This is a genomic window from Yeosuana marina (genome assembly GCF_011762485.1).
GTDB lineage: Bacteria > Bacteroidota > Bacteroidia > Flavobacteriales > Flavobacteriaceae > Yeosuana > Yeosuana marina.
Genome location: NZ_JAAKGI010000015.1, coordinates 1 through 24,566, shown reverse-complemented (window position 1 = coordinate 24,566; position 24,566 = coordinate 1). Strand labels below are relative to the sequence as shown.

Below are 24,566 nucleotides of genomic sequence, written 5' to 3'. Positions count from 1 at the left end.
AATTCAATAAATAACATTTAATTTATAGCACTAATTTACATCAACCATTTTAGTTTTGAACTGATGGATATCAGTCTGTATACAAAAATTTAAAAAGGAACTATATTATAAACAATATTTAACAAAAATAATCCTACGAAAAATAGAAGCATATAAATTATTTGAACAAATTTTATGTTAATAAGTTCTAATTTTGGTACAGTACGTTTTGGAAAAATAAATAATGCCAACCCAATAAAAAGCGACATCCAACCAATTAGAGTAATAATAATTTTAAAGTTTAGTTCCCAAATATTATGAAATAGTATATTAATCAATCCTACTAGTATCGCAATAAACGCTGTAATAATTAGAAATTTTTCATCTTTCAAATCTGTAAAAATCTGTTTTATTCGTTTGGGGTTAAAACTTAATATCAAAAAGAAAATAATTAAATACCATCCCCAAAACTTTGCTAAAAAAAGTGAATTATCCATATCTATTTTATTTTTTTAAGTTTCTCCAAATCAACAACTTTAAAATTTTTTCCGTCTGTTTTAATTATGCCAGAATTTTTAAAAATTGTGAGTGCCCTAATAAATGTTTCTGGAGCTATACCCGCTACACTTGCCAAATCACTTCGGGAAATTTTTATGGTTTCTCCAGGCTTATGATTTAACTTTTCGGCAAATCGAACAATAGTAGCGGCTGTTTTTTTATTAACAGAGCTATAAGCCATTTGCAAAAGTTGCTCTTTTAAAGTTGATAAATTATCAGCTAATAGTTCTATAATTTCTAAAACAACTTTATGATTATTGTTAAGAATGTTTTTAAATTCAATTATTGAAATTGCAAACAACTTAATATCTTCAATAGCTGTTGCGGTTTCCTTATAAGGCACATTGTGGATAAATGATGTAAATCCAAACAAATCATCTTCCTTATATAAAGCTGTTATTAATTCTTTTCCTTGTTCATCTATTTGATAGCATTTTACAGCACCTTCGTTAATAAGATAAATAAAGTTTGAGTGATCTCCTTGTCTGTAAATAATATCGTTTTTGTTGAATTCAAATAGAATTCCGTAATCATCAAAATAGTTTTTTAAATCATTAAGAGTCTTTATCTCCTCGTCATAGGGCTCGGCAGTAATAGTATTGCCATCGGTTACAGATTCATGCAAAACGGATGCTTTCGCCAATCGTTTTTCTATAACACTCAAAAGATCCTCTTCTGTAAATGGTTTAGTAATATAATCGTCTGCTCCTAAATTCATGCCCTTTCTTATATCTTGAACCTGCCCTTTTACTGATAAAAAAACAAACGGTATGTACTTAGTGTTTTTGTTATTGGACAGTTTTTCAAGCACTTTATAACCATCAAGTTTAGGCATCATAATATCACATAAAATTATGTCTGGCAAAAATTTTTCAGCCTGAGATACCCCTATCAAACCATTTGAAGCAGTTATAACCTCATAGTTGGATAGCTCCAGAATTTCTGAAGTATTCTCTCTTAAAGCGAGATCATCCTCTATTAGTAAAACTGTTTTCATTGTTTTGCTATGTTTGGTATTGATACCGTAAATGTTGTACCTACATCTTGTTTGCTCTCAAAATATATTTTCCCGTTTAATTTTTCGAGATGATTTTTTACAATGTTCAAACCGATTCCTGTACCCTCTATATTTATAACATTTTCAGCTCTGAAATAACGATCAAAAATATTTTTTTGTGCATTTTCAGGAATACCTACTCCAGCATCTCTAATTTTAAAGGTTGTAATCTCTTCGTCCTGATCTATGTCTAAGTATATGGTTGTATCCTCCGGCGAATATTTGATGGCATTTTGAATTAAATTAGATAATATTAATTCAATAATTTTTTCATCTTGATATAATGATAAATCTTCATTTTCTGTATACTTTATTTGCTGACCTTCCTTAATAAGCATTCTTGCATTATAAATCACCTCATCGACAATTTCACTAATTTTAAAATTGGTAAATTGATAGCTTAGGTTTCCGGTATCAAATTTCTCAATAGATAAAAACCCATTCAGAATATTGTTTAATATCTGCGCTTTATCTGTTATGGTTTTTATATGCTTATTACGCCTTTCTTGCTGCTCTGTTAATTGGTATTTACTTAATAATAAGGCAGATGTTAAAATAGCACTTAAAGGTGTTTTAAATTCGTGTGATAATGATGATAAAAACTTGCTTTTTAATTGATTTATTTCAACTTCTTTATCTAAAGCATACTTAAGTTGTTGAGTGCGCTCCTCTACTATTTTTTCAAGTTTTTTAGTGTAATTTTTTCGTTCTGTTATATCTAAAATAATAGCAACAAAAACCTCCCTATCTCCTAATTTCGATAGCTGTAAATGGGTTTCAACAGGATACTCTGTACCATCCTTTCTTCTTTGAACCGTTTCAATAACTAATTTTTCTACGTTCTTTTTAAGCAAAATATCAATGGCAGTTCTAAACTCACCTTCATCTTTGCATGGTGTTATATCTATTGGAGTCATATCAATTAATTCTTCCATAGAATAACCAAGACTTTTTTGGGCGCCATAGTTTACATTAATAAACCTCAATGTTTTAGCATCAAAAACATGAATTTCGTTTAACGATTCATCAAAAATTATTGATAGATGATGGCGTTCTTCCTCTTTTCGTTTCTTTTCAGAAATATCGCTTATTAATGCCATTGCAAAAGTCTTGTTATAGATAGTAAACGGAATCAATTCAATATCTAATTCAACAATATCTCCATCTTTTTTTATACCAAAAACATCTTTTGAATCATTGATTTTTATTCTATTGCCAGTTTTTAAAAACTCTTCAAAATGGATGGAAAGACTTTCGTGATAATTAAATGGAAGAAGGATATTTAAGTCTTTAGAAATTAGCTCATCTTTCTTATAAGCAAAGATTCTTTCGGCAGAAGCATTTACTTCAACTATTTTTTGATGATTATCCACGATAATAACAGCCTCTGAAATAGTTTCTAAAAGAATATTAGATATTTTGTCTTCTTGCCTTAACATACATACTTTGTTTTTGAAAAAGTATTACTGTTATTCTTGGTTTGGCTAACACACTAAATTTACGAAAAATTTCGCGTAAATCATATTTATTTACTCATAATGATATTTATCATAACGCGTTAATAAACAATGAATTAAATTTATAAGACAATCATAAAGGTTATGAAAAAGAGAAAAAAAATGACCCTTAAATTTTATCAGAATCTAGGTAAACTTTTTTATGCCATTGCTGTAGCCGATAATAATGTAAAAAACTCTGAATTTGATAAACTTAAAGAGTTAGTAAAACAACATTGGTTAGAGTTAGATTCTATAGAAGACATTTACACTACAGATGCAGCATACCAAATAGAAATTGTTTTTGATTGGTTAAATAGCGAAAAGAAAACAGACGCTAATGCCTGTTTTGATGATTTTGTAAATTATAAAAATGAACAAAAACATTTATTTACCTCTAATGTGAAAGAATTAATATTAAAAACCGCTGGAGCTATAGCTGCAGCATTTTCAGGCATAAACAAATCTGAATTGATAATGCTGGCCAATTTAGATATGGAATTGAAAAAATAAAAAAATGATGAGTAGTTTCAATGATATTATAAGTTCAAATCAACCTGTTTTGGTTGACTTTCATGCCGATTGGTGTGGTCCTTGCAAAATGCTTGCACCCATTTTAAAGCAGGTTAAGGAAGAACTAAAGGATGCTCTCAAAATTGTGAAAATTGATGTTGATAAAAATCAAGTTTTGGCCAGTAAATACCAAGTTAGAGGTGTGCCTACCATGATTCTTTTTAAAAATGGCAAACAATTATGGAGACAATCTGGAGTGCTTCAAAAAAATGATATTATTAATGTTATAAAACAGCATCTATAAAATCATTCTGTAATGTTGAATATCATTTCGTAAACACCACAAAAAATATCTTTTAAATTAATAACTTAAAAGTTTTATAATTAAGCAGTTATGAAGATTTAGAAATTATTACCATGGAAGACATAAAACAATGGATTACAGAGAACCCTATGCTTATAAGTATTTTTAAATACATACTACTAGTTTCTGTTGTTTTTGTTCTAATCCAGCTCTTTAGACGCTTTTTAAGAAAACATGTTAGTGATACTTCTGCACGATACAAATCTCAAAAGAGTATAGAAATTATCGGATATGTTGTCATCATTATTTTATCTTTTTTTTATTTTACAGGTAATATTCAAGACTTTACACTCGCCATTGGACTATTCACTGCAGGTATTGCTTTTACATTACAAGAACTTATCTTAAGTATTGCAGGCTCTTTGTTTATATTTATTGTTAAAGTTTATAAACCAGGTGATAGAATAGAAATTAACGGAATTAAAGGAGATGTAATCGATGTAAACAGTATGTACACCACCATGATGGAAATTGGACAATGGATCCATAGTGATAATTATAGCGGACGCATTGTAAAACTAAGTAATGCCTTTGTATTTAAAGGTCCCATTTATAATTACTCACAAGATTTCCCTTTTATTTGGGAAGAGTTTAATTTACCTATTAGATATGGATCAGATATTGAATTAGCAAAATCAATTGTTATTAAAATTGCTTCTGAAACGCTCTCTGACTATACTGCCAATTCAAAATCACAATGGAAAGACATTGTGAACAAATATTATATTGAAGATGCCGTTGTAGATCCAACACTTGCCATAACATTAACAGATAATTGGATACAGTTCAATTTAAGATATATAGTGGATTATAAAAAGAGGCGTTCAACAAAACATGTTTTAAATAATAAAATTCTTAAAGAAATTGAAGAAACAAAAGGTAAAGTCATTTTAGCATCTTCAACTTTAGAGATTATTAAAATTCCGACATTAAAGAACTGATATTCCTCATTTTTAATGTTGTAATCAACATGTATTTTTAAACAAATCAGCAAAAGGCATGCTTACATTTAAAAACTTTAACATTGCCGATTGGTTTTCATTTTACAGAATAAGCTGCGGCTCCATTTTAATTAAGCTTTATTTGGTTAGATTTCAGATTTATTTTTAACTGGCTTTTATTAATCAGCTATTTTACTGATGCCATCGATAATTGTTTGGCAAGACGATTAAAAATTACAAGCCCCAGAGGGTCAGAACTTGACTCCTATGGCAACTAGACAATATTTATTTTGGGTTAATTGATTCGTTTTATTTTGAAACCGATTTTATTAAAACAAACCTAATATTGATGAAACTCAAATAGGTGTATTTGTTAAAGATAGTATCGTTACACTTGAAGCCACGGTTAATTCTGATACTAAAAAAATAGCCGCAGAAATGCAATACAAAAATTAAATGGTGTCAACGGTATTATTAATAATATAATTATAAAACCAAATTAAACACTAATGAGGTTCAAAGAAGAATTAGCAAAGCTTTTGAAAAATCAGCTAAATTTTAATTAAAAAAATTAAGGCGAAGTAAATGGTCATATTGTTAAACTAACTGGAACTATGCACTCTGTTGTTGAAAACATAAAGCTAGTAAAGATGCCTTTTTAGCGCTAGATGTTACTAAGGTAGAAAACAAATTTATAGTTCATTATTATCCAAACCATGCCATTATGATTTTAAACTTGGCTACAAAATAACTATAAAAGAACTCAAAATCAATAATCATTTTGACCAAAAACAATAGAGACTGATTGTTATCATTTCCATTAATTCTTCAAAACATACCTTTAAATATCTAAATAAAAAAATAGACAATGAAAACAACTTTATATGTAAAAAACTTAAAATGCGCCAATTGTGAAGTTATCATTATAAATGTACTCTCCAAAATAAAAAACATAAGTAATGTATTTATTAAAAATAAGTACGCTACAGTAACTTTTGAACATACAAGTCCGAAAGATGTTGAAGTAATTAAAATAACACTTTCAAAAATTGGATATCCTCCTTTTGGTGAAAAAAACAATTTTACTAAAAGGAAAACATATTTAAGTCATGCTGCAAACCTTAATGAAAAGTAAAAACAAATTGAAAATATTAATTAAGCAGTAATACCAAATACCGCGAGTATACTATTACAAATAAGCTATAGAAGTCCAGTCAAACTTTTTGACTGGACTTTTTTTATTACTACTTACTTACTCTTTTTTAAACATGCCAATTTTCAAAAATCAATAACAAAATGACATTTGTCAATAATTACTGTCCTTTTTTGTAAAAGCTAACAATTATCATATTTTAAAAAACAGATTAAGTGTAAATTTATCCGATGTATGGTAAAATATGGATGATTATTAAATGATTTAATTTATGTCTTTAAAGCGCCAAATTGTTTCCTTGAGCATAAAACCAAATTTGTTTACAGTCTTCATGGTATCATAAAAGAAAAATTTAAAAACAATAATATTTTTATTTGAAACCAAGTAATGGTTTTAAGTAATAAGTATATATAAAATATTTTTTTCAGCCAAATATACTTGTACTATGAAAAAACAACTACTAAACCAATTAAATATTATAAATAAACTGATGTCAACATTTTTGATCATCAGTTTATTTTTTTTATCAGCATCTTTTCAAAAGGTTTATGCTCAAGACTCCGTATTACAAGTTGCTGGTGGAGATACAGCGATATCGATATGCGATGGAGAAAGTGCAACACTTGAAGTTATTATAGGAACAAGTATTAGCCCGTATACTATAATATATAGCGATGGTTCGAATAATTATACCGTTAATAATTATACAAGTGATGCCGATCCTGAAAGTCCGACCTACGGTGGAGATCCTATTATAGTTTCTCCAAGTGTTACAACTACATATTCTTTAGTGAGTGTTACAGACCAGTATAATACCTCACTTCCAATAAGTTCGTCTACGGTAACCATTACTGTAAATCCGTTACCATCTAATATAGTTGCTACTGTTAATGGAGGAGCCCCTGTTTGTTATGGAATAGCTTTTGATATTAGCGCCACAGCAACTAACGGGAATACCTATGAATTATGGAATGCAGCGAATACTGCTAAACTCGCAGATTTACCTTATAATACAACCATAACTGCTGCTGCTAATTATACTATAAGGGCTATTAGTGAATTTGGTTGTTCGTCTTCACAGTCATTAACAGTAAATTTAGAAAGTACGCCACCAGCTATTTCTGGAGAAGGCGATAAAATATTAAATCCTCTTGCAGGAACATGTAGTGTATTATTACCGGACTATACAAGTACTGTTATAGTTTCAGATAATTGTTCGTCTGTAGGCAACATAACTTTAACGCAAAACCCTGTAGCGGGTTCAACTATTAGTGATCATAATACTGTGCAGCCTATTGAAATTATAGCTACAGACGAATCAGGTAACCAAAGCACCTATAATTTTAATGTTACATTAATAGACACGATTGCTCCTGAAATTACCTGTGTTGGAGATCAAATTGACGTTCCTGCAAATAGTGGTTGTTCATATGTTCATAGCGGAGCTGCTTGGAATGCCGTTGCTACAGATAATTGTTCGGTGACAACAGTTAGTTATGAATTAAGTGGCGCTACATCAGGATCTGGAACTACATTAAATGGTGTTACATTTTTAGCAGGCATTACCACAGTAACTTGGACAGTCACCGATGTTGCCGGATTAACAACAATCTGTAGCTTCGATGTTTCTATTTCAGATTCAGAAGCGCCAACCGTGAGCTGCGCTGCGAACCAAACACGAAATGCGAGTTCTGGCTGTACGTATACACATGTAGGTACTTCTTGGGATGCATCGGCCACCGACAATTGTGGTACGCCATCTATTTCATACGTATTATCAGGCGATACTTCAGGCACTATTGCTTCAACATTAAATGGCGCCGTTTTTAACAAAGGAGTAACTACCGTAACTGTTACAGCTTCAGATGCTGCTTTGAATAGCGATACGTGTAGCTTTACGGTAACGATTAATGATAATGAAGATCCGGTAATTGTAAATTTACCTTCAAATATTTCAGTTAATAACTATATAGATTCTTGTGGTGCCGTTGTAACTTGGACCGAACCTACTGCAACAGATAATTGTACATTACAAAGTTTAACATATCAATCGAGTCCAACTTCTGGTCTAAATTTGGGCGATGCATTTCCTATTGGTACAACAATAATTACCTACACGGCTACAGACGATACAGGAAATACCGCAACGGGAAGTTTTAATGTTAAAGTAACCGATAGCCAAGCGCCTGAAATAACATGTCCTGAAAATATTTCTCAAAATGTAGCCGCAGGAACTTGCGGTGCCATTGTAACGTATACAGTACCTATTGGAACCGACAATTGTATAGGCGCTGTAACAACGCAAATAGCTGGTTTGGCTAGCGGAAGCATATTTCCTCTAGGGGTAACTACTAATGCCTTTCAGGTAGTAGATGCCTCTGGAAATACAACAAGTTGCAGCTTTACAGTAACTATTATTGATAATGAAATACCGGTAATAGTAGATTGTCCATCGGATATTGTTCAAAATAATGATTTGAATTTGTGCAGTGCAGTTGTAAGTTGGACAGAACCAACGGCAACAGATAATTGTACCGCACCAGGTGTTATTACCTGGACAAAATCACATACTCCAGGTTCTGTTTTTCCTGTTGGAACTACAGAGGTAACCTATGTTGCAATTGATGCTTCCGGTAATACGAGTGCAACCTGTACTTTTAACGTAACCGTTAACGACACGCAATTACCAGTAATTGTTGCATGTCCTGCGAATATTACAAAATCAACCGATTTAGGGTCTTGTGAAGCAACCGTGTCTTGGACAGAACCATCTGCAAATGATAATTGTACTGCTACAGGAGATTTAGTTTGGGTAAAATCGCACACACCAGGTTCTGTTTTTGCTCCAGGAACAACAACGGTTACCTATACAGCTCAAGATGAAGCAGGAAATGTGAGTCTTGCTTGTTCTTTCGATGTTACGGTCGTGGATAATCGAAAATCAGTAATTAGTAATTGTCCTTCTAGCATTACGCAGTCTACAGATGCAGACTCTTGCTTCGCTACGGTAACTTGGACAGAACCAATAGCAACAGATAATTGTACAGCACAGGGTGATTTAGTTTGGACAAAATCTCATAATCCTGGAGATACTTTTAATGTGGGTACTACAACAGTTACCTATACAGCTACCGATGCAAATGGAAATATTAGTAATGCTTGTAGTTTCGATGTTATTGTTTCAGATACGCAACTTCCAACAGCTATTTGTGCCTCGCCAACCATATCTTTAAACGCTTCTGGTGTTGCTACATTAGCAGTAGCGAATGTTAATAACGGTTCCTCAGATAATTGTACACCATCAAATAGTTTAATTATTACATTAAGTAAAACAAGCTTTAATTGCACTAATGTAGGAGAAAACTTAGTAACTATGTCTGTTAAAGATGCTTCCGGAAACATAAGTACTTGCATAGCAACGGTTACTGTTGTCGATCCTTTTGCTCCAACGTTAACGGCTACGGCAGGAACTGTAGATTCCGATTTAAATACAGATATTGGAGTTTGTTATTATCAAGTTAAGGGATCTGAACTCGATCCAATTGCTTCAGATAATTGTACATCTGGAGTTACCTTGTCATACACGGTTACTGGTGCTACAACCTTATCGGGTACAGGCTCTTTGGCAGGTCAAAATTTATTACAAGGTGTTAATGAGATTACTTGGACCGCATCTGATGGCAGCAACACATCAATACCATTAGTGTTTACAAAAACGGTTATTGATAATCGTGCACCAGCATTAACAACTGTTGGAAATCAGAATAAAGGAACAACAATTGGGCAGTGTGGTTATCTCGTTTCAGGAACCGAGTTTGATGCAACCTATTCAGATAACTGTTCTATAACTTCTGTAACATATACTATTAATGGAGGCACGCCTGTAATCGCTTCAACATTAGATGGTGTTTTAATAGCGCCTGGAATTAATACTCTTGTTTGGACAGTTAGTGATGGCACTAATAATAAATCAGCAAGTTTTAGGGTCACTGTCACAGATACTACATTACCTACTATTACTCCCATTTCAGATATCACTGAAGAAATTTCAACAGGCTGTGATGCTGTGGTGACATGGACGGAACCTACGGCAAGCGATAATTGTGCTATAACAAGTTTTACGCAAACGGCAGGATTAGCAAGTGGTTCTAATTTTCCTGTGGGTATCACAAAAATAACTTACACTGCAACGGATTCTTCTGGGAATATTGCTAAAATGAGTTTTAATGTTTCTGTAGTCGATTTAACTCCGCCAGTATTAAGCTGTCCTTCAGGTAGTTCAGAATTAGCACCTTTTGAAAGAAATGCAGATTCAGGAATTTGTTTTTATACTGTTCAAAGTACCGAGTTTGATGCAACTACCACCGATGGTTGTGCCTTTACCGCAGCAACAAATTCGTTTGATGGCACCACTACTTTAGAAGGTAAAGAATTACCTGTTGGGAATAATGTAATAACTTGGACTGCAGTTGATGAGTTTAATAATACTAGCTCGTGTACTATTTATGTTCGAGTATTGGATACCCAAAATCCAACTTTCGAGCAGCCAACAGGAAATCCAGCATTAAGTTATAATTATGATAGAAATGCAAATCCTGCACAATGTTTTTATACGATTTCGGATACATTTTTCGATTTAAGAAATATTTCAGATAACTGCGATTTACAAGTACCTACCTACGTAATTATCAAAAATGGCAGTACCGTATTTACAGGGTCAGGTTCATTATCTGGTGTGCAATTAGCAACAGATGAGGTGTATCCATATTCTATTGTATGGACTGTGCAAGATGTAAATGGTAATACTGTTGTTGCTGATGCCTTTACAATTACGGTAACCGATAATCAAGCACCTACGTTTGAATGTTACGGTAACGAAATACGAAATATTCCAGGTACTGCTTGTAATTATACGATTTCAGGAACCGAGTTTGACCCTAAATTATTATCAGATAATTGTGACGATTCAGGCAGTTTAACAGTTTCATATACATTAGATGGTGTTTCCGGAGGTGCTTCTACAACTTTAGCGGGTGTCGTTTTATCGGCAGGCGTTCATTCTGTGGTATGGACAATAACCGATACGAAAGGAAATGCCGCAACCTGTAGTTTTAATATTTCGGTTAAAGATTCTGTGCTTCCAACCTTATCTACTGTATTAGACCAAACACGAAACGCACCCTCAACAAGTTGCTCTTATACTGCTATTGGAACGGAGTTTGACCCAGTAACGGTAACCGATAACTGTCCTACATACACACTTGTTAACAACCAAAGTGGAACAGCTACTTTAGCAGGTTTTGAATTTCCTGTGGGAATAACAATCGTAGTTTGGACCGTAACCGATGCAGGAGGTAATGTAGCAACCATGCAATATCAAGTAGAAGTTTTAGATATTACAGCTCCAGATTATGAAATAATCGCTGATGCTAGTTCCACCGTTTCAGTAACTAAGTCAACATCATCAACAAGTTGTTTTTACACTGTTTCAGGAAGTGAGTTCGATCCGCAAGCGATTACAGATAATTGTACCGCAAACAATTATACCATTTTAAACGATTATAACAATTACAGATCATTAGCTTTTGAACAGTTTCCAGTTGGTACAACCACCGTGAACTGGAGCGTGAAAGATAATTACGGAAATGAAACCATTAAAACATTAGAAATCACTGTTGTTGATGATGTGAGTCCAGTAATTAGTTGTCCTTCAAGCGCCTATACACGTGTGTATGGTCAAGGTCAAAACTATTATGCCGTAGGTAATAATGAGTTTAAACCAATTGTTTACGATAATTGCGGAATTTCGACTTATACCTATAGTCTTTCAGGTGCAACTACCGGTTCTGGCACAAATTTAACAGGTGTTCAGTTAAACGAAGGTGTTAATACGATTGTATGGACGGCAACCGATACGGCAACACCAGCAAATACACAAACGTGCTCCATTACAGTCAATGTGGTTTCAGATTTATATCCAGCAATCACTTGTGTGGGTGATCAATCAAAAAATACCGATTTAGGAGTTTGTACCTATACTGTTTCAGGGACCGAATTTAATGCCACATCAACCACAGCAGGCGCAACGCTTACCAATAATTTCAACAATTCTTCAACGCTAGCAGGCGCCATATTTCCGCAGGGAACAACATTAGTAACCTGGACGGCATCTCAAACTGTTGATGGTACAGTTTATACAAATGATTGCAGCTTCTATGTGTTTGTTAACGATATCGAAGACCCTCAAATTACCGCACCTGCAGATATTACAGTTAATACTAATTCAGGATGTTATGCAACTGGAGTTAATTTAGGAACACCAATTACAAGCGATAATTGTAGTGGTGTAATAGATGTTTGGAATAACCAAGGAGATTTAATTTTTGGCATTGGAACAACAACGGTAACTTGGTATGCTGAAGATGTGCACGGAAATATAGCATCCGCTACACAAACAGTCACAGTTGTAGATGATGATGCACCAACATTTAATTGTATCGGGTCGATTTGTAGAGAGGTAGATGAGGGGCAAAATTATTATACCGTTTTTGATCATGAATTTAATCCTTATAATGTTTATGATTGTTCTACAATAACACAAACTAACGATTATAATAATGGTACTACACTTGCAGGCGAACAGTTTCCTGTAGGTGTAACAGTAGTTACTTGGACTTTTACAGACGCTAATAGTAATGTTTCTACGTGTTCCACAACAGTTACTATTAATAACGACGATCCGCCATCGGTAACCTGTAGAGGATATCAAACGCGTACAACAGATCTAGATGTTTGTACCTATACCATTTCTGGAAATGAACTAGATATTTCATCTACAACACCCGGGACAACATTAACCTATGAACTTACTGGAGCAACAACTGGCACTGGTTCAACTACATTAGACGGTATTGTTTTAAATAGAGGAACAACAACCGTAAGTTGGACTGCCACGAATGGAGCCGACAGTAATGTGTGTTGTACCTACAACATTCAGGTTTACGACAATCAAGACCCTGTAGTTTCTTGGCCAGCAGATATTACAGTAAGCGTAGATGCAGGAAGTTGTAATGCCACCAATGTTATTGTCGGGACCCCAACAGCCACCGATAATTGTGATAATTCTGTAGATATTACTTATACAAAATCAACAAACGCTACAACTTTTAGTTTGGGTGTAACCAATGTGTATTGGACTGCAAGAGATACTCGAGGCAATTATGTTAATCATACTCAAGTTATTACAGTAACGGATGATATTGCGCCTGTGATTGTTTGCCCAACAGAAACCTATTACAGAGAATATTCAAATCCATATGTGGATTATTATTACGTAAATGGTGATGAGTTTACACCAACAGTTTCAGATAATTGTTCCTTAGCATCTTATGTAAATAGTATTACAGGAACACGATATATAAACGGACGACTTTTAACCTTAGGAGACCATACCATTACGTGGACTGCAACCGATAATAATCCCGGAACTCCCAATACAGCAACCTGCGATGTTAATGTAACAATTGTAGATTCCTTCGATCCTATTATTAGTTGTCCGGGCAATGTGTCTCAAAATTCAGATTCTGGTAATTGTAGTTATACCGTTCCGGAAGGTGTTACAACTTACGATGCAACCTTTGTTTCCGTTTCAGGAGATAATAGAACCATGACACACGATTTAGCTGGCGCACCATCTAACACGACTTTAGAGGGAGCTACTATTCCAGCTGGAACCAATACCATTACATGGACAGCCACTCAAGAAATAGGAGGAACTACCTATACTAGTAGCTGTAGTTTTACGTTTACAGTATTAGATAGAGAGACGCCTGTTTTAGATTTGCCATTTGATGATGTTACTGTGAATGTAGATCCAGGAACATGTACAAATACCTTTACATTAACCCCTCCAACGGCAACGGATAATTGTTCGGCACCAGAAGATATTACCATTATAAGTAATGCTCCAGCCACATTTTTATTAGGGACAACCAATGTAAGATGGCAACTTACAGATGAAGCAGGAAATACAACCGTCTATAATCAACAAGTAACGGTTTATGATAATGAAGCACCTGTAATTTCTAATTGTCCTGCAACAGATTTAACGGCCCAAGCAACAGGAAGTTTATGCCAAGTCGTTGTATCTTGGCCAGCTCTAAATGCAACCGATGATTGCAGCGGCGTAAAGTCATTTACATCTACCCATTCACCAGGAACACTCTTTGGAGTGGGAACAACTACAGTAACATATACAGCAATCGACAATAATGATAACGAATCAACATGTTCTTTTGATGTTGTTGTAACAGATGCCGTACCAACAATCGCCTGTGTAGCAGATCAAACACGTAGTGCAGATGCCGGAACGTGTTCCTATAAAGTTTTAGGTAACGAATTCGACCCAATTACTTACGACGACAATTGTGAAGCACCAACTATTAGTTGGAGTTTTACACATCCTGAGACCTTAGAATTAGTAACAGGTAATAACACACTTTCGGGAGTTAGTATTCCTAGAGGAAGTGATAATGGCCCAACAACTGGTCAAATAGCAATTACATGGACGGCAACAGATTCAAATTCACAAACAGCAAGCTGTACGTTTGTGTTAACAATTACAGACAATGAGCCTCCAATACTTGTAGTTCCAGGAAATCAAACGCGAAGCACAGACTTAAATCAAAATTACTATACGGTAAGTGGTGGTGAGTTTGATGATGTAACAGCTACCGATAACTGCGGAATTGTAACTAAAATTGTGAATGAATTTGACATTCCTTCTTTAGACGGCTTACAATTGCAAATAGGAGAAAATACCATTGTTTGGAAAGCTACCGATGACAGCGGAAACCTTGGTTCAGCAACGTTTTACGCCTATATTGAAGACACTGAACTTCCGAGGCTAGAAAATGCCCCAACAGGTATTTCTGCTGATGCTACAGGATGTTCGGCCGTTGTAAATTATACAGCTCCTACATTTATTGATAATGCAACCTCTCAAGCAAATTTATCAATTACAGTATCACCTGCTTATGCCGTTTCTGGTTATGATTTCCCAGTAGGTATTACTCCAGTTACATATATTGTTTCGGATGAATATGGTAATGTTTTTAATTACAGTTTTGATGTTACAGTTACCGATAATATTGATCCAACTATAGCTTGTCCAGCAGGTGACTCCGGAAATCAATTCAATAGAAATACAGACATAGGAGAAGCATATTATACGACTTCAGGAACCGAATTTGATCCAACAAGTTTTTCAGATAATTGTTTAGCAACCCTAGAAAACAATTATAATAATTCTGATACGCTTTTAGGAGAAACATTCCCAGTAGGAACCACGGACGTGGTATGGACAGTAACAGACGATAGCGGAAATTCAACCTCATGTACCATTCAAGTAATAGTAACAGATATTGAAGACCCCATTATAAATAGTTGTGCTGATGCTACTGTAAGTCGTGATGCCGATGTGGGCTCTTGCTTTTTTACTGTGACAAGCTCAGAATTCGACCCCTATGATTTTAACGATAACGCTGGAGTTTCTAAATTAACCTATTCTATTAATGGTGCTGCCGAAGTAGGTACCGATATAAACGCGACCTTAGTAGGTGCTCAAATTCCCGTGGGAACCCTTGCAAATCCAACCACAACGGTACTTTGGAGATTGTACGATTCTAGTAATAATGTTAGCGCAACCTGTGAAACTGTATTTACAATAACCGATGTTGAGGTGCCGCAAGTTCAAACCATTGCTACACAAACACGAAACTTAAATACCGGATTAGCTACGTATACCGCAAATATATCAACTGATGCTTCATGGGATTTAACGATTTCAGATAACTGTACTTTAGAGACCATTACCTATCAGATTGATGGCGGAGACGTAGTAGGAACCGATACCAATACAAGTATTATAGGAGAAACTTTTACCGCAGGAACACACACTGTTATATGGCAAGCAACCGATATTTATGGTAATGCAAATTCAGGTTCTTATCAAGTCATTATTGTCGATAATGAACCTCCAACAGCAGTTTGTAATAACATAACCGTTCAATTAGATAATACGGGTAGTTATTCTTTGTTATCAACCGATATTGATAATATAGCTTTAGGGTCTTCAGACCCTAGTGGAATTGCAACAACCGAAGTATCACCAAGCTCTTTTGATTGTATTGATGTTGGTGCGAATGCTGTGACTGTTACATTAACAGATAATTATGGTAATATCTCAAGTTGTGAAGCCACTGTAACTGTAGAAGATAATATACCTCCAACAGCCTTATGTAAACCAGTAACCTTGTATATCGATGAGTCTGGTACAGCGACTATTACAGCAGCCAGTATAAATAATGGTTCAAGCGATATTTGTGGTATTGCCAGTATTTCGGCTAGTAAAACGGTTTTTAATTGTAATGATTTTGGTGATAATACCGTGACGTTAACAGTAACCGATGTTAATGGAAATAGTTCAACCTGTGATACTACAGTAACAATTTTAGACGATGTACAACCTGTTGCCGTTTGTAAAAATATTACAGTTAGTTTAGATGCTAATGGTATTGCAACCATTTCAGGCTTAGATGTCGATAATGGTTCATACGATAATTGTATAAGTAACGAGCTTATAAGAACAGCAACACCAAGTACCTTTAATTGTTTAGACATTGGCGAAAATGAAGTCACCTTAACTGTTGCAGACCCTGCCGGAAATGAAGATACGTGTACAGCCATTGTTACAGTCGTTGATACAGTTGCGCCCACCGTTGTTTGTCAAAATATTACGGTACAACTAGATGAAAACGGAGATGCAATTATTTCAGAAAATGATATCGATAACGGATCTTTTGATGCTTGCGGACTATTAAGTCTTACAATTAATAAAACAAATTTTGATTGTTCGAATATTGGTTCTAATCCTGTCACTAATACAGTAACCTTAACAGGAATTGATTTATATGGAAACTCGGCATCATGTAGCGCTTTAGTAACTGTTGAAGATAATGTAGCTCCAACAATTACATGTACTACAGATCAAGTAGTTTCAACAGATAATAACATATGTTCTTATACACATAGTAACACAACTTGGGATGCAACTGCAAACGACGCATGTGGCGCTGTTACAAGTTTAACATATGCTTTATCGGGTGATACGGTTTTAGCCGATGCGCCAGGAAATATGAGTTTAAATAATCAGGAATTTAACCCAGGAATTACAACCGTAACTTGGACAGCTATTGATGCCGATAGTAATACTTCGCAATGTAGTTACACCGTTACGGTAAATGATAATCAATTACCTAATGCTATTTGCCAAAATATCACCATTCAACTAGATGCTTCAGGAAATGCATCAATAGTTGCTGGAGATATTGATAATGGTTCTAACGATAATTGCGGTATTCAAAGTATTGTCGCAAGTAAAACCGATTTCACTTGTGCCGATTTTGGTGCAAATACAGTAACTTTAACAGTAACAGATACAAGTAATAATGTGTCAACATGCGATGCCATTGTCACTGTTGAAGACAATATAGATCCCGTTGCTGCATGTACTCCAATTACTGTTCAGCTAAATGCTTCAGGAAATTATAGTTTAGTGGCTTCAGATATCGATGCCATTTCAGCAGGTTCTTCAGATAATTGTTCTATAGTAACAAGCGAAGTATTTCCTAATACCTTCACCTGCGCAAATACGGCAACGCCTGTAGATGTTACTTTAACAGTTACAGATATTGCCGGAAATACAGATATTTGTACAACTACAGTTACCGTTGAAGATAATATCCTTCCAACAGCAATTTGTAAAGATATTGTAGTGCCATTAAACGCATTAGGTAATGCTACGATTACCGCAAATGATATTGACAATAATTCTACAGATAACTGCGCAATCGCAACCAGAGTAGCAAGTAAAACTGCATTTACTTGTGTCGATTTAGGTTTAAATATTGTTAATTTAACAATTACCGATGTGAATGGTAACGTATCAACTTGTAATGCCAATGTAACGATTGTTGATCTTATTCCGCCTTCATTTACACTAGTTTCAGCCAATCAAACTCAAAATACAAATACAGGAGTTTGTACCTATACAAAAACAGATACCAATTGGGATCAAGCGGCGACCGATAATTGTGATATCCCATTAGTTCAATATACCTTAACTGGTGCGACTACAGGTACGGGAAGTAGTCTAGATGGTGTAGCTTTTAATAAAGGTGTTACAACGCTTACTTGGACCGCGACAGATGCTTCAGGTAATTCTTTAACAACCCCAGAATATACCATAACAGTAACCGATATCGAGCCACCAGTTGCAATTGCTCAAACTGTAAATGCTGAATTACTGAGAGATGGTACAGTCATCGTACTACCATCAGAAATTAACAATGCTTCTACAGATAATTGTGGTATTGTTACTTATGAAATTTCTAGAGACAATATTAATTTTGGTCCTACAGCTCTTTTTACTTGTGACGATATTGGAAGTAATACCGTTTATTTAAGAGTCACCGATGAAGCTGGTAATACAAATGTTGTATCAACCGCAGTTACAGTAGATGATACTCAGGCACCAACATTAGACGATTTATCAGATAGAAATGAAATAGTTGATGCAGACGTTTGTACTTACACGCATGCTGATGCGTCTTGGGATCCAACAGATAATTGCGATACTGCACCAACCATTACCTATACATTAAGTGGAGCTACTACGGTTGTAACTGCGCCAAATACAACCTTAAACAGACAAGTATTTGAAAAAGGAACAACTACCGTTACATGGACGGTAGCAGATCATTCATCACCAGTAAATTCGGGTACAGTAACTTTTAATGTCATCGTTACAGATACGCAAAACCCAACAATTTCTTGTCCTGCTAACATTGTTCAAGATGTTGCTTCTGCTGGAGATCTTTCTGTCGTGGTTTCAGGAATTACAGCGCCAACATATGCAGATAATTGTGCCGTTACCCAAGTAACTTACGAGCTTTCTGGCGCTACAACTGCGGCAGCTCAAGCTTCAGGAATTAACGAATTAAGTAGTGACACATTCAACTTAGGAACTACAACTGTAACTTATATTGCTTACGATGAAGCCGGAAATACCGAGACTTGTAATTTTACCATTACCGTTAATGCTCTGGCAAATAATACGATTATTGTTTCTAAAACAGATATTACAACCTCTGAAGACTTAACTAGCGATACATTTACCGTAGTACTTCCTTTTGCACCAACAGGAACCGTGGTATTTGATGTTGTAAGTAGCGATACTACCGAAGGAACTGTTGATAAATCTCAATTAACATTTAATGCAAGCAACTGGGATACACCGCAAGTGGTAACCGTTACAGGTGTAAATGACGATGTTGATGATGACGATATTAGTTACATTGTTGAATTAACTACAAATCAAGGACTTACAGATGATTTATCGGGTTACGAAAATGTAGATCCAGCCGATGTTAACGCCATAAACCAAGATAATGATACAGCAGGAGTTACAGTATCTTCAATAAGCAGTCCAACAACTGAAGCCGGCGGAACAGCCACCTTTACAGTTGTATTAGATACCGAACCAACTGAAGATGTAACCATAACACTTTCAAGCGACGATACAACCGAAAGTGATACATTCGGCCCAACAACATTAACCTTTACGGCGGCAAACTGGAATACACCGCAAACCGTTACCGTAACAGGTAAGGACGATGATATTGTTGACGGAAATGTAACCTACAATATTGTAACAAGTAACGCCTCTTCAACCGATCCTAAATATGACGGTTTAGTGGTTGACGATGTAAGTATCGTAAATAATGATAACGATGCCGCAGGATTTATTGTAACGCCAACAACCTTAACCACCAGTGAAGCCGGAACTAGTGCCACCTTCACCATTATGCTTACCAGCAAACCAGGTACAGATTTAGACCTAACACAGGAAGTCGTTGTAGATGTGGCGAGTAGCAACACCAACGAAGGAACGGTAGATTTATCACAATTAACGTTTACTTCTGCAAATTGGGATACTCCTCAAACTATTACCGTAACAGGTGTAGACGAAAGTATTGTAGACGGAACAATAGCTTATACTATAGAGAATACGGTAAACGCAGCATCAACAACCGACCCTAATTACGACCCATTAAACCCAGCAGATGTTGCTGTAAATAATACAGATAATGATGCGGCTTTTGTCTCAATAGACAGTGTCACTCAAGTTGAAACAAATACTGGAACAACTAATTTTGTATTTACAATTACACATTCGGGAGATGAGGTTGCAGGTGGTTATGGCGTTTCATTCTATACCTCAAATGGCACTGCAAAAGCACCAACAGATTTTACTGGTAGTGGTGGAACCAGAAATTTCACAACCGGCACCATTGGTGAAACACAAACTATTACAATTGCCGTAAACGGAGACACAGCGGTAGAGCGAAACGAAACTTTTAGCGTTGTCTTAAATACGGTTATTGCTCCAGGAAAAAATATTACAATAATTCCTGGCGGAAAAACAGGAATAGGTACCATTACAAACGATGATAATGCCACATTATCAATAGCCGACGAATCGATTGTTGAAGGCGATAGTGGTACAAAAACACTTACTTTTACGGTAACTTTAGATAGAGAGGTTGAAGACGGTTTATCTATCGACTACACAACTGCAGATGCTACAGCAACCACAGCAAATTCAGATTATGTAGCCACTTCGGGAACATTAGTCTTTATAGGAACTGAAGATGAAACCAAAACTATTGCAGTCACAATTAATGGCGACGAGATTGTAGAATTAGACGAAACCTTCTTAGTAAACCTAAGTAATATTGTGCCCGTAAGTGCTCCGGGAGTAGCCATTTCTTTTGCAGATGATTCTGCCGTAGGAACGATAACAAATGATGATTCTGCAGTCATTTCAATCGCTGGATTTACAGTTAATGAAGCAACAGCAACAGCCAATTTCACAATTACAATGGATAAATCCGTCCAATCGGCATTTACCATAGATTTCGCAACGTTTGATGATTCCGCGCTTTCAGGTTCAGATTACACAGGCATTACTTCAACCCTAAACTTTGGTGGCGCAAATGCTTTAATACAAACGGTTTCCATTCCTATTACAAATGATACGTTTGTTGAACCTTCAGAAGATTTAATAGGAACCCTAAGCAATATCGTTGATGCAGCCAATCAAAGTATCACATTCTTTGGAGGCGGTGCTTCAACTCAAGCTACTGGAACCATTACCGATAATGATTCAGCAAGTATCGCTATTAATGATGTAAGCGTTAATGAAGCTGATGGAAATGCCACATTCACAGTAACATTAACCGGCGATATTCAAGATGATTTAACGGTCGATTATACCACTGCAAATGTCGATGCACTGGCAGGAAGCGATTATACTGTAACATCGGGAACACTAACTTTTGTTGGCGGTTCTTTAAGTGGCTCGACATTAACAATTACAGTTCCTATTTTAAACGATGCTATTGCCGAACCTACGGAAACTTACAACGTTAATTTAAGTAATTTGGTGAGCACAGGAATTGCTTCTATTTCAGATAACCAAGGATTAGGAACCATTACCGATAACGATCCGTTAACCTTAGAAATAGCAGGATTTACCATAACAGAAACCGAGGCCACTCAAACAGCTAATTTTGTGGTGACTAGCGATATTGAAGCTCAAGAAGATATTATCGTAACGTTTACAACATCAAATGTTTCCACAACATCGGGAAGTGATTTAACCTCACAAACAACACAATCATACACATTAACGGCAGGTGCAACGTCTTGGAATATTCCTGTGAGCATTTTAGGAGACCTAGTTGCAGAACCAACCGAAACATTTACCGGAACGATTGCTTTAAGTAATATAAACGGACAGCAAGTTACCATTACAACAGCAACGGCAACATCAACCATTTTAGATAATGATGCCTTAGAAATTAATTTGGCTGGCTTTACCGTAACCGAAACCGATGGTACTCAAAGTCAGAATTTTGTTGCAAGTACAAACATTTCAGCACAATACGACATTGTATTAAGTTTCACAACATCGGATGGTACTGCGCTTGACGGAAATGATTACACCGCACAAACCGCAACAGTCGTTACTATTTTGGCAGGAAGCACAAGCGTAAACATTCCAGTTGATATTCTTGGCGATTTAATTACCGAACCTCAAGAAGCGTTCACTTCAGATATTACGTTAACAAATGCCAATGCACAACAAGTTTCTATAGGAACTTCATCTGCAACAGCAACTATAAACGATAACGATCCGGCAACCTTAGCGGTTTCAGCATTTACTGTAAATGAAGATGCAGGAACAGCCGATTTCACGATTACGCTAAGTAGAACTGTTCAAAATGCCTTTACAGTCGATTTTGCAACGTCGGATATTGGAACAGCAATCGGGAATGCATTTGCAGGTTCAGATTATACGGCTATTCCAACAACGACCTTAAACTTTGGCGCTGCTAATCCGTTGGTTCAAACCATAACAATCTCCATTAATGATGATGATTTAGTAGAGCCTACCGAAAATTTTATTGGAACACTTAGTAATTTAGTAGCTAATAATCAGGCAGTAACCATACCTACGCCAACGGCAACCGCGACTATAAATGATAACGATGCCGCCAGCGTTGTTATTGATGATATTACTGTAGCCGAAGATGTAGCAATCGGAACAGCCGTATTTACCGTAACCCTAACTGGTCATATCCAAGATGCGTTAACCGTAGACTTTACAACCAACGACGGCGCAGCGACTAATCCAGCAGTTCAGCCTTCGGATTATACCTTAACTACCGGAATCATAACGTTCCCAGCAGGTTCAAATTCGAATACAAGTACAACCAATACACAAACTATAACGGTTCCGATAATTGATAATTTAATTACCGAACCTTTAAATGAATTTTATACCGTCGATTTAAGCAATATCATTTCAACAGGAACCGCAACCATAGATGATGCTCAAGGTCTTGGAACTATTGTAGACGACGATCCTTTAAATGCGATTACCTTAACCGGATTTAACGTTACCGAAACCAATGGTAATGTGCTGCATAATTTTGTAGCCACCTTAGATTATATTGCTCAAGAACCAATTATAATTTCATTTACAACAACCAACGGAACTGCTGTTGCAACAGACTTTACAGCACAAACAACCGTTGAATATACCATTCCTTCAAACACCTTATTTGTAAATATTCCAATTGAGGTTTTAGGTGATTTAGTTTTAGAACCACAAGAATCATTTACAGGAACTATTGCATTGGTTGAAGATAACGATCAACAAGTTACAATAGGAACGGCGACAGCTATTGGCGTAATAAACGACGATGATGTTGCAGTGATTTCAATCGCAGGATTTACAGAAGATGAAGGCGTAGGAACTGCTGAATATACGATTACCTCGAGCGCTGTTATTCAAAATGAAGTGACCGTTATATTTTCAACGTCAAATGGCTCAGCTGTTTCAGGTTCAGATTATACCGCAATCGCATCTACAACTTTAACGTTTGGAGGTTCAAATTCTAATACTCAAACAGTTTCAGTATCTATAACAGATGATGTTATTGCCGAACCTACTGAGTTATTTACAGGGGTTTTAAGCGCCTTAGTGAATAATGGTCAGTTAGTTACTTTAAGTGATGGTGCCATAACATCGGCCATAGGAACCATAACAGATAACGATGCTGCAACCTTAGCAATTAATAATATTTCTCAAGTTGAAGTTGATGGCGGTTCAACCGTAGATTATACATTTACAGTAACACATAATGGTCAAACCACCGATGGACCATTTACCGTAAACTTCACAACTACAAACGCCGAAGCAGAAGCTGGATTAGATTATGTGGCTCAATCGGGAACATTAACCTTTAGCGGAGCAGCAGGAGAAACACAAACCATTACAGTTACTGTGAATGGTGATGATATTTTAGAGCCAACAGAAACGTTTACAGTCGATTTAGCTGAAAACGATTTTGGCGGAAGATATATTACGATTACTGATGATAGCGGACTAGGAACCATCACGGACAACGATGCAACAGTATTAACAATTGCCGCTAACGATGATGCCGCAGCCGAGCCAGATAACAACGGTCAGTTTACTGTAAGTTTAGGCCTAGTTTCTTCAACCGATACCGAAGTAAGTTATGTTATTTCAGGAACAGCAACAGCTACGAGCGATTATACGCCACTAACAGGCACTGTAACCATTCCTGCGGGAAGTTTATCGGCCACCATAAATGTATTAGTCGTTAACGATAATATTCTTGAAGATTCAGAAACCGTTATACTTACATTAAATGCGATTACTTCCGGGGATGCCGATATTACAATCGACACAAACAACGACGAAGCCACAGTCACCATCACCGATGACGACGCCTCAGAAGTAAGTATTACAGCCACAGATGCGTCCGCTTCAGAGCCAAGCGATGACGGA

Annotated in this window: 9 protein-coding genes; 6 read left to right on the top strand and 3 right to left on the bottom strand. The window is 35.8% G+C overall.

Annotated elements, in window-relative coordinates; genetic code table 11:
- Nucleotides 1–89 precede the first annotated feature (89 nt).
- The 3 genes from G5V56_RS12095 to G5V56_RS12085 are packed head-to-tail and all read right to left on the bottom strand — an operon-like array spanning nucleotide 90 to nucleotide 3,033.
- Nucleotides 90–476, bottom strand: a complete 387-nt coding sequence (locus G5V56_RS12095; protein ID WP_166965346.1) for a hypothetical protein — start codon at nucleotides 474–476, stop codon at nucleotides 90–92.
- Between the two features lie 2 nt (nucleotides 477–478).
- Complete coding sequence (locus G5V56_RS12090; RefSeq protein WP_166965344.1) at nucleotides 479–1,534, bottom strand: response regulator; 1,056 nt, start codon at nucleotides 1,532–1,534, stop codon at nucleotides 479–481.
- Nucleotides 1,531–3,033, bottom strand: a complete 1,503-nt coding sequence (locus tag G5V56_RS12085; protein WP_166965342.1) for a sensor histidine kinase — start codon at nucleotides 3,031–3,033, stop codon at nucleotides 1,531–1,533. Before G5V56_RS12085 ends, G5V56_RS12090 begins: the two co-directional genes overlap by 4 nt.
- A 162-nt stretch (nucleotides 3,034–3,195) precedes the next feature.
- Here G5V56_RS12085 and G5V56_RS12080 point away from each other — a divergent pair, with 162 nt between their 5' ends.
- The 6 genes from G5V56_RS12080 to G5V56_RS12055 form a co-directional block, all read left to right on the top strand.
- Entirely contained in the window at nucleotides 3,196–3,603 is a 408-nt protein-coding gene (locus G5V56_RS12080; protein WP_166965340.1) for a hypothetical protein, read from the top strand.
- A gap of 4 nt (nucleotides 3,604–3,607) precedes the next feature.
- Nucleotides 3,608–3,907: a thioredoxin gene (trxA, locus tag G5V56_RS12075; RefSeq protein ID WP_166965338.1), complete on the top strand. Its 300-nt coding sequence runs from the start codon at nucleotides 3,608–3,610 to the stop codon at nucleotides 3,905–3,907.
- A gap of 113 nt (nucleotides 3,908–4,020) precedes the next feature.
- Nucleotides 4,021–4,908, top strand: coding sequence for a mechanosensitive ion channel family protein (locus G5V56_RS12070; protein ID WP_394366206.1), 888 nt, complete (start codon nucleotides 4,021–4,023; stop codon nucleotides 4,906–4,908).
- A gap of 140 nt (nucleotides 4,909–5,048) precedes the next feature.
- The gene (locus G5V56_RS19205) at nucleotides 5,049–5,186 is read left to right on the top strand and encodes a CDP-alcohol phosphatidyltransferase family protein (protein WP_394366207.1); all 138 of its coding nucleotides are present in this window, start codon (nucleotides 5,049–5,051) and stop codon (nucleotides 5,184–5,186) included.
- Nucleotides 5,187–5,776: 590 nt separating this feature from the next.
- On the top strand, nucleotides 5,777–6,043 hold the full coding sequence (locus G5V56_RS12060) for a heavy-metal-associated domain-containing protein (protein ID WP_166965336.1): 267 nt from the start codon (nucleotides 5,777–5,779) through the stop codon (nucleotides 6,041–6,043).
- Nucleotides 6,044–6,551: 508 nt separating this feature from the next.
- Nucleotides 6,552–24,566: HYR domain-containing protein (locus tag G5V56_RS12055; protein WP_166965334.1), on the top strand; the 18,015-nt coding region annotated here is incomplete at its 3' end.

What these genes read in the sequence shown, in the direction of transcription:
- G5V56_RS12095 (WP_166965346.1), bottom strand. Translation starts at nt 476, where the DNA reads ATGGATAATTCACTTTTTTTAGCAAAGTTTTGGGGATGGTATTTAATT.
- G5V56_RS12090 (WP_166965344.1), bottom strand. Translation starts at nt 1,534, where the DNA reads ATGAAAACAGTTTTACTAATAGAGGATGATCTCGCTTTAAGAGAGAAT.
- G5V56_RS12085 (WP_166965342.1), bottom strand. Translation starts at nt 3,033, where the DNA reads ATGTTAAGGCAAGAAGACAAAATATCTAATATTCTTTTAGAAACTATT.
- G5V56_RS12080 (WP_166965340.1), top strand. Translation starts at nt 3,196, where the DNA reads ATGAAAAAGAGAAAAAAAATGACCCTTAAATTTTATCAGAATCTAGGT.
- trxA (WP_166965338.1), top strand. Translation starts at nt 3,608, where the DNA reads ATGATGAGTAGTTTCAATGATATTATAAGTTCAAATCAACCTGTTTTG.
- G5V56_RS12070 (WP_394366206.1), top strand. Translation starts at nt 4,021, where the DNA reads ATGGAAGACATAAAACAATGGATTACAGAGAACCCTATGCTTATAAGT.
- G5V56_RS12060 (WP_166965336.1), top strand. Translation starts at nt 5,777, where the DNA reads ATGAAAACAACTTTATATGTAAAAAACTTAAAATGCGCCAATTGTGAA.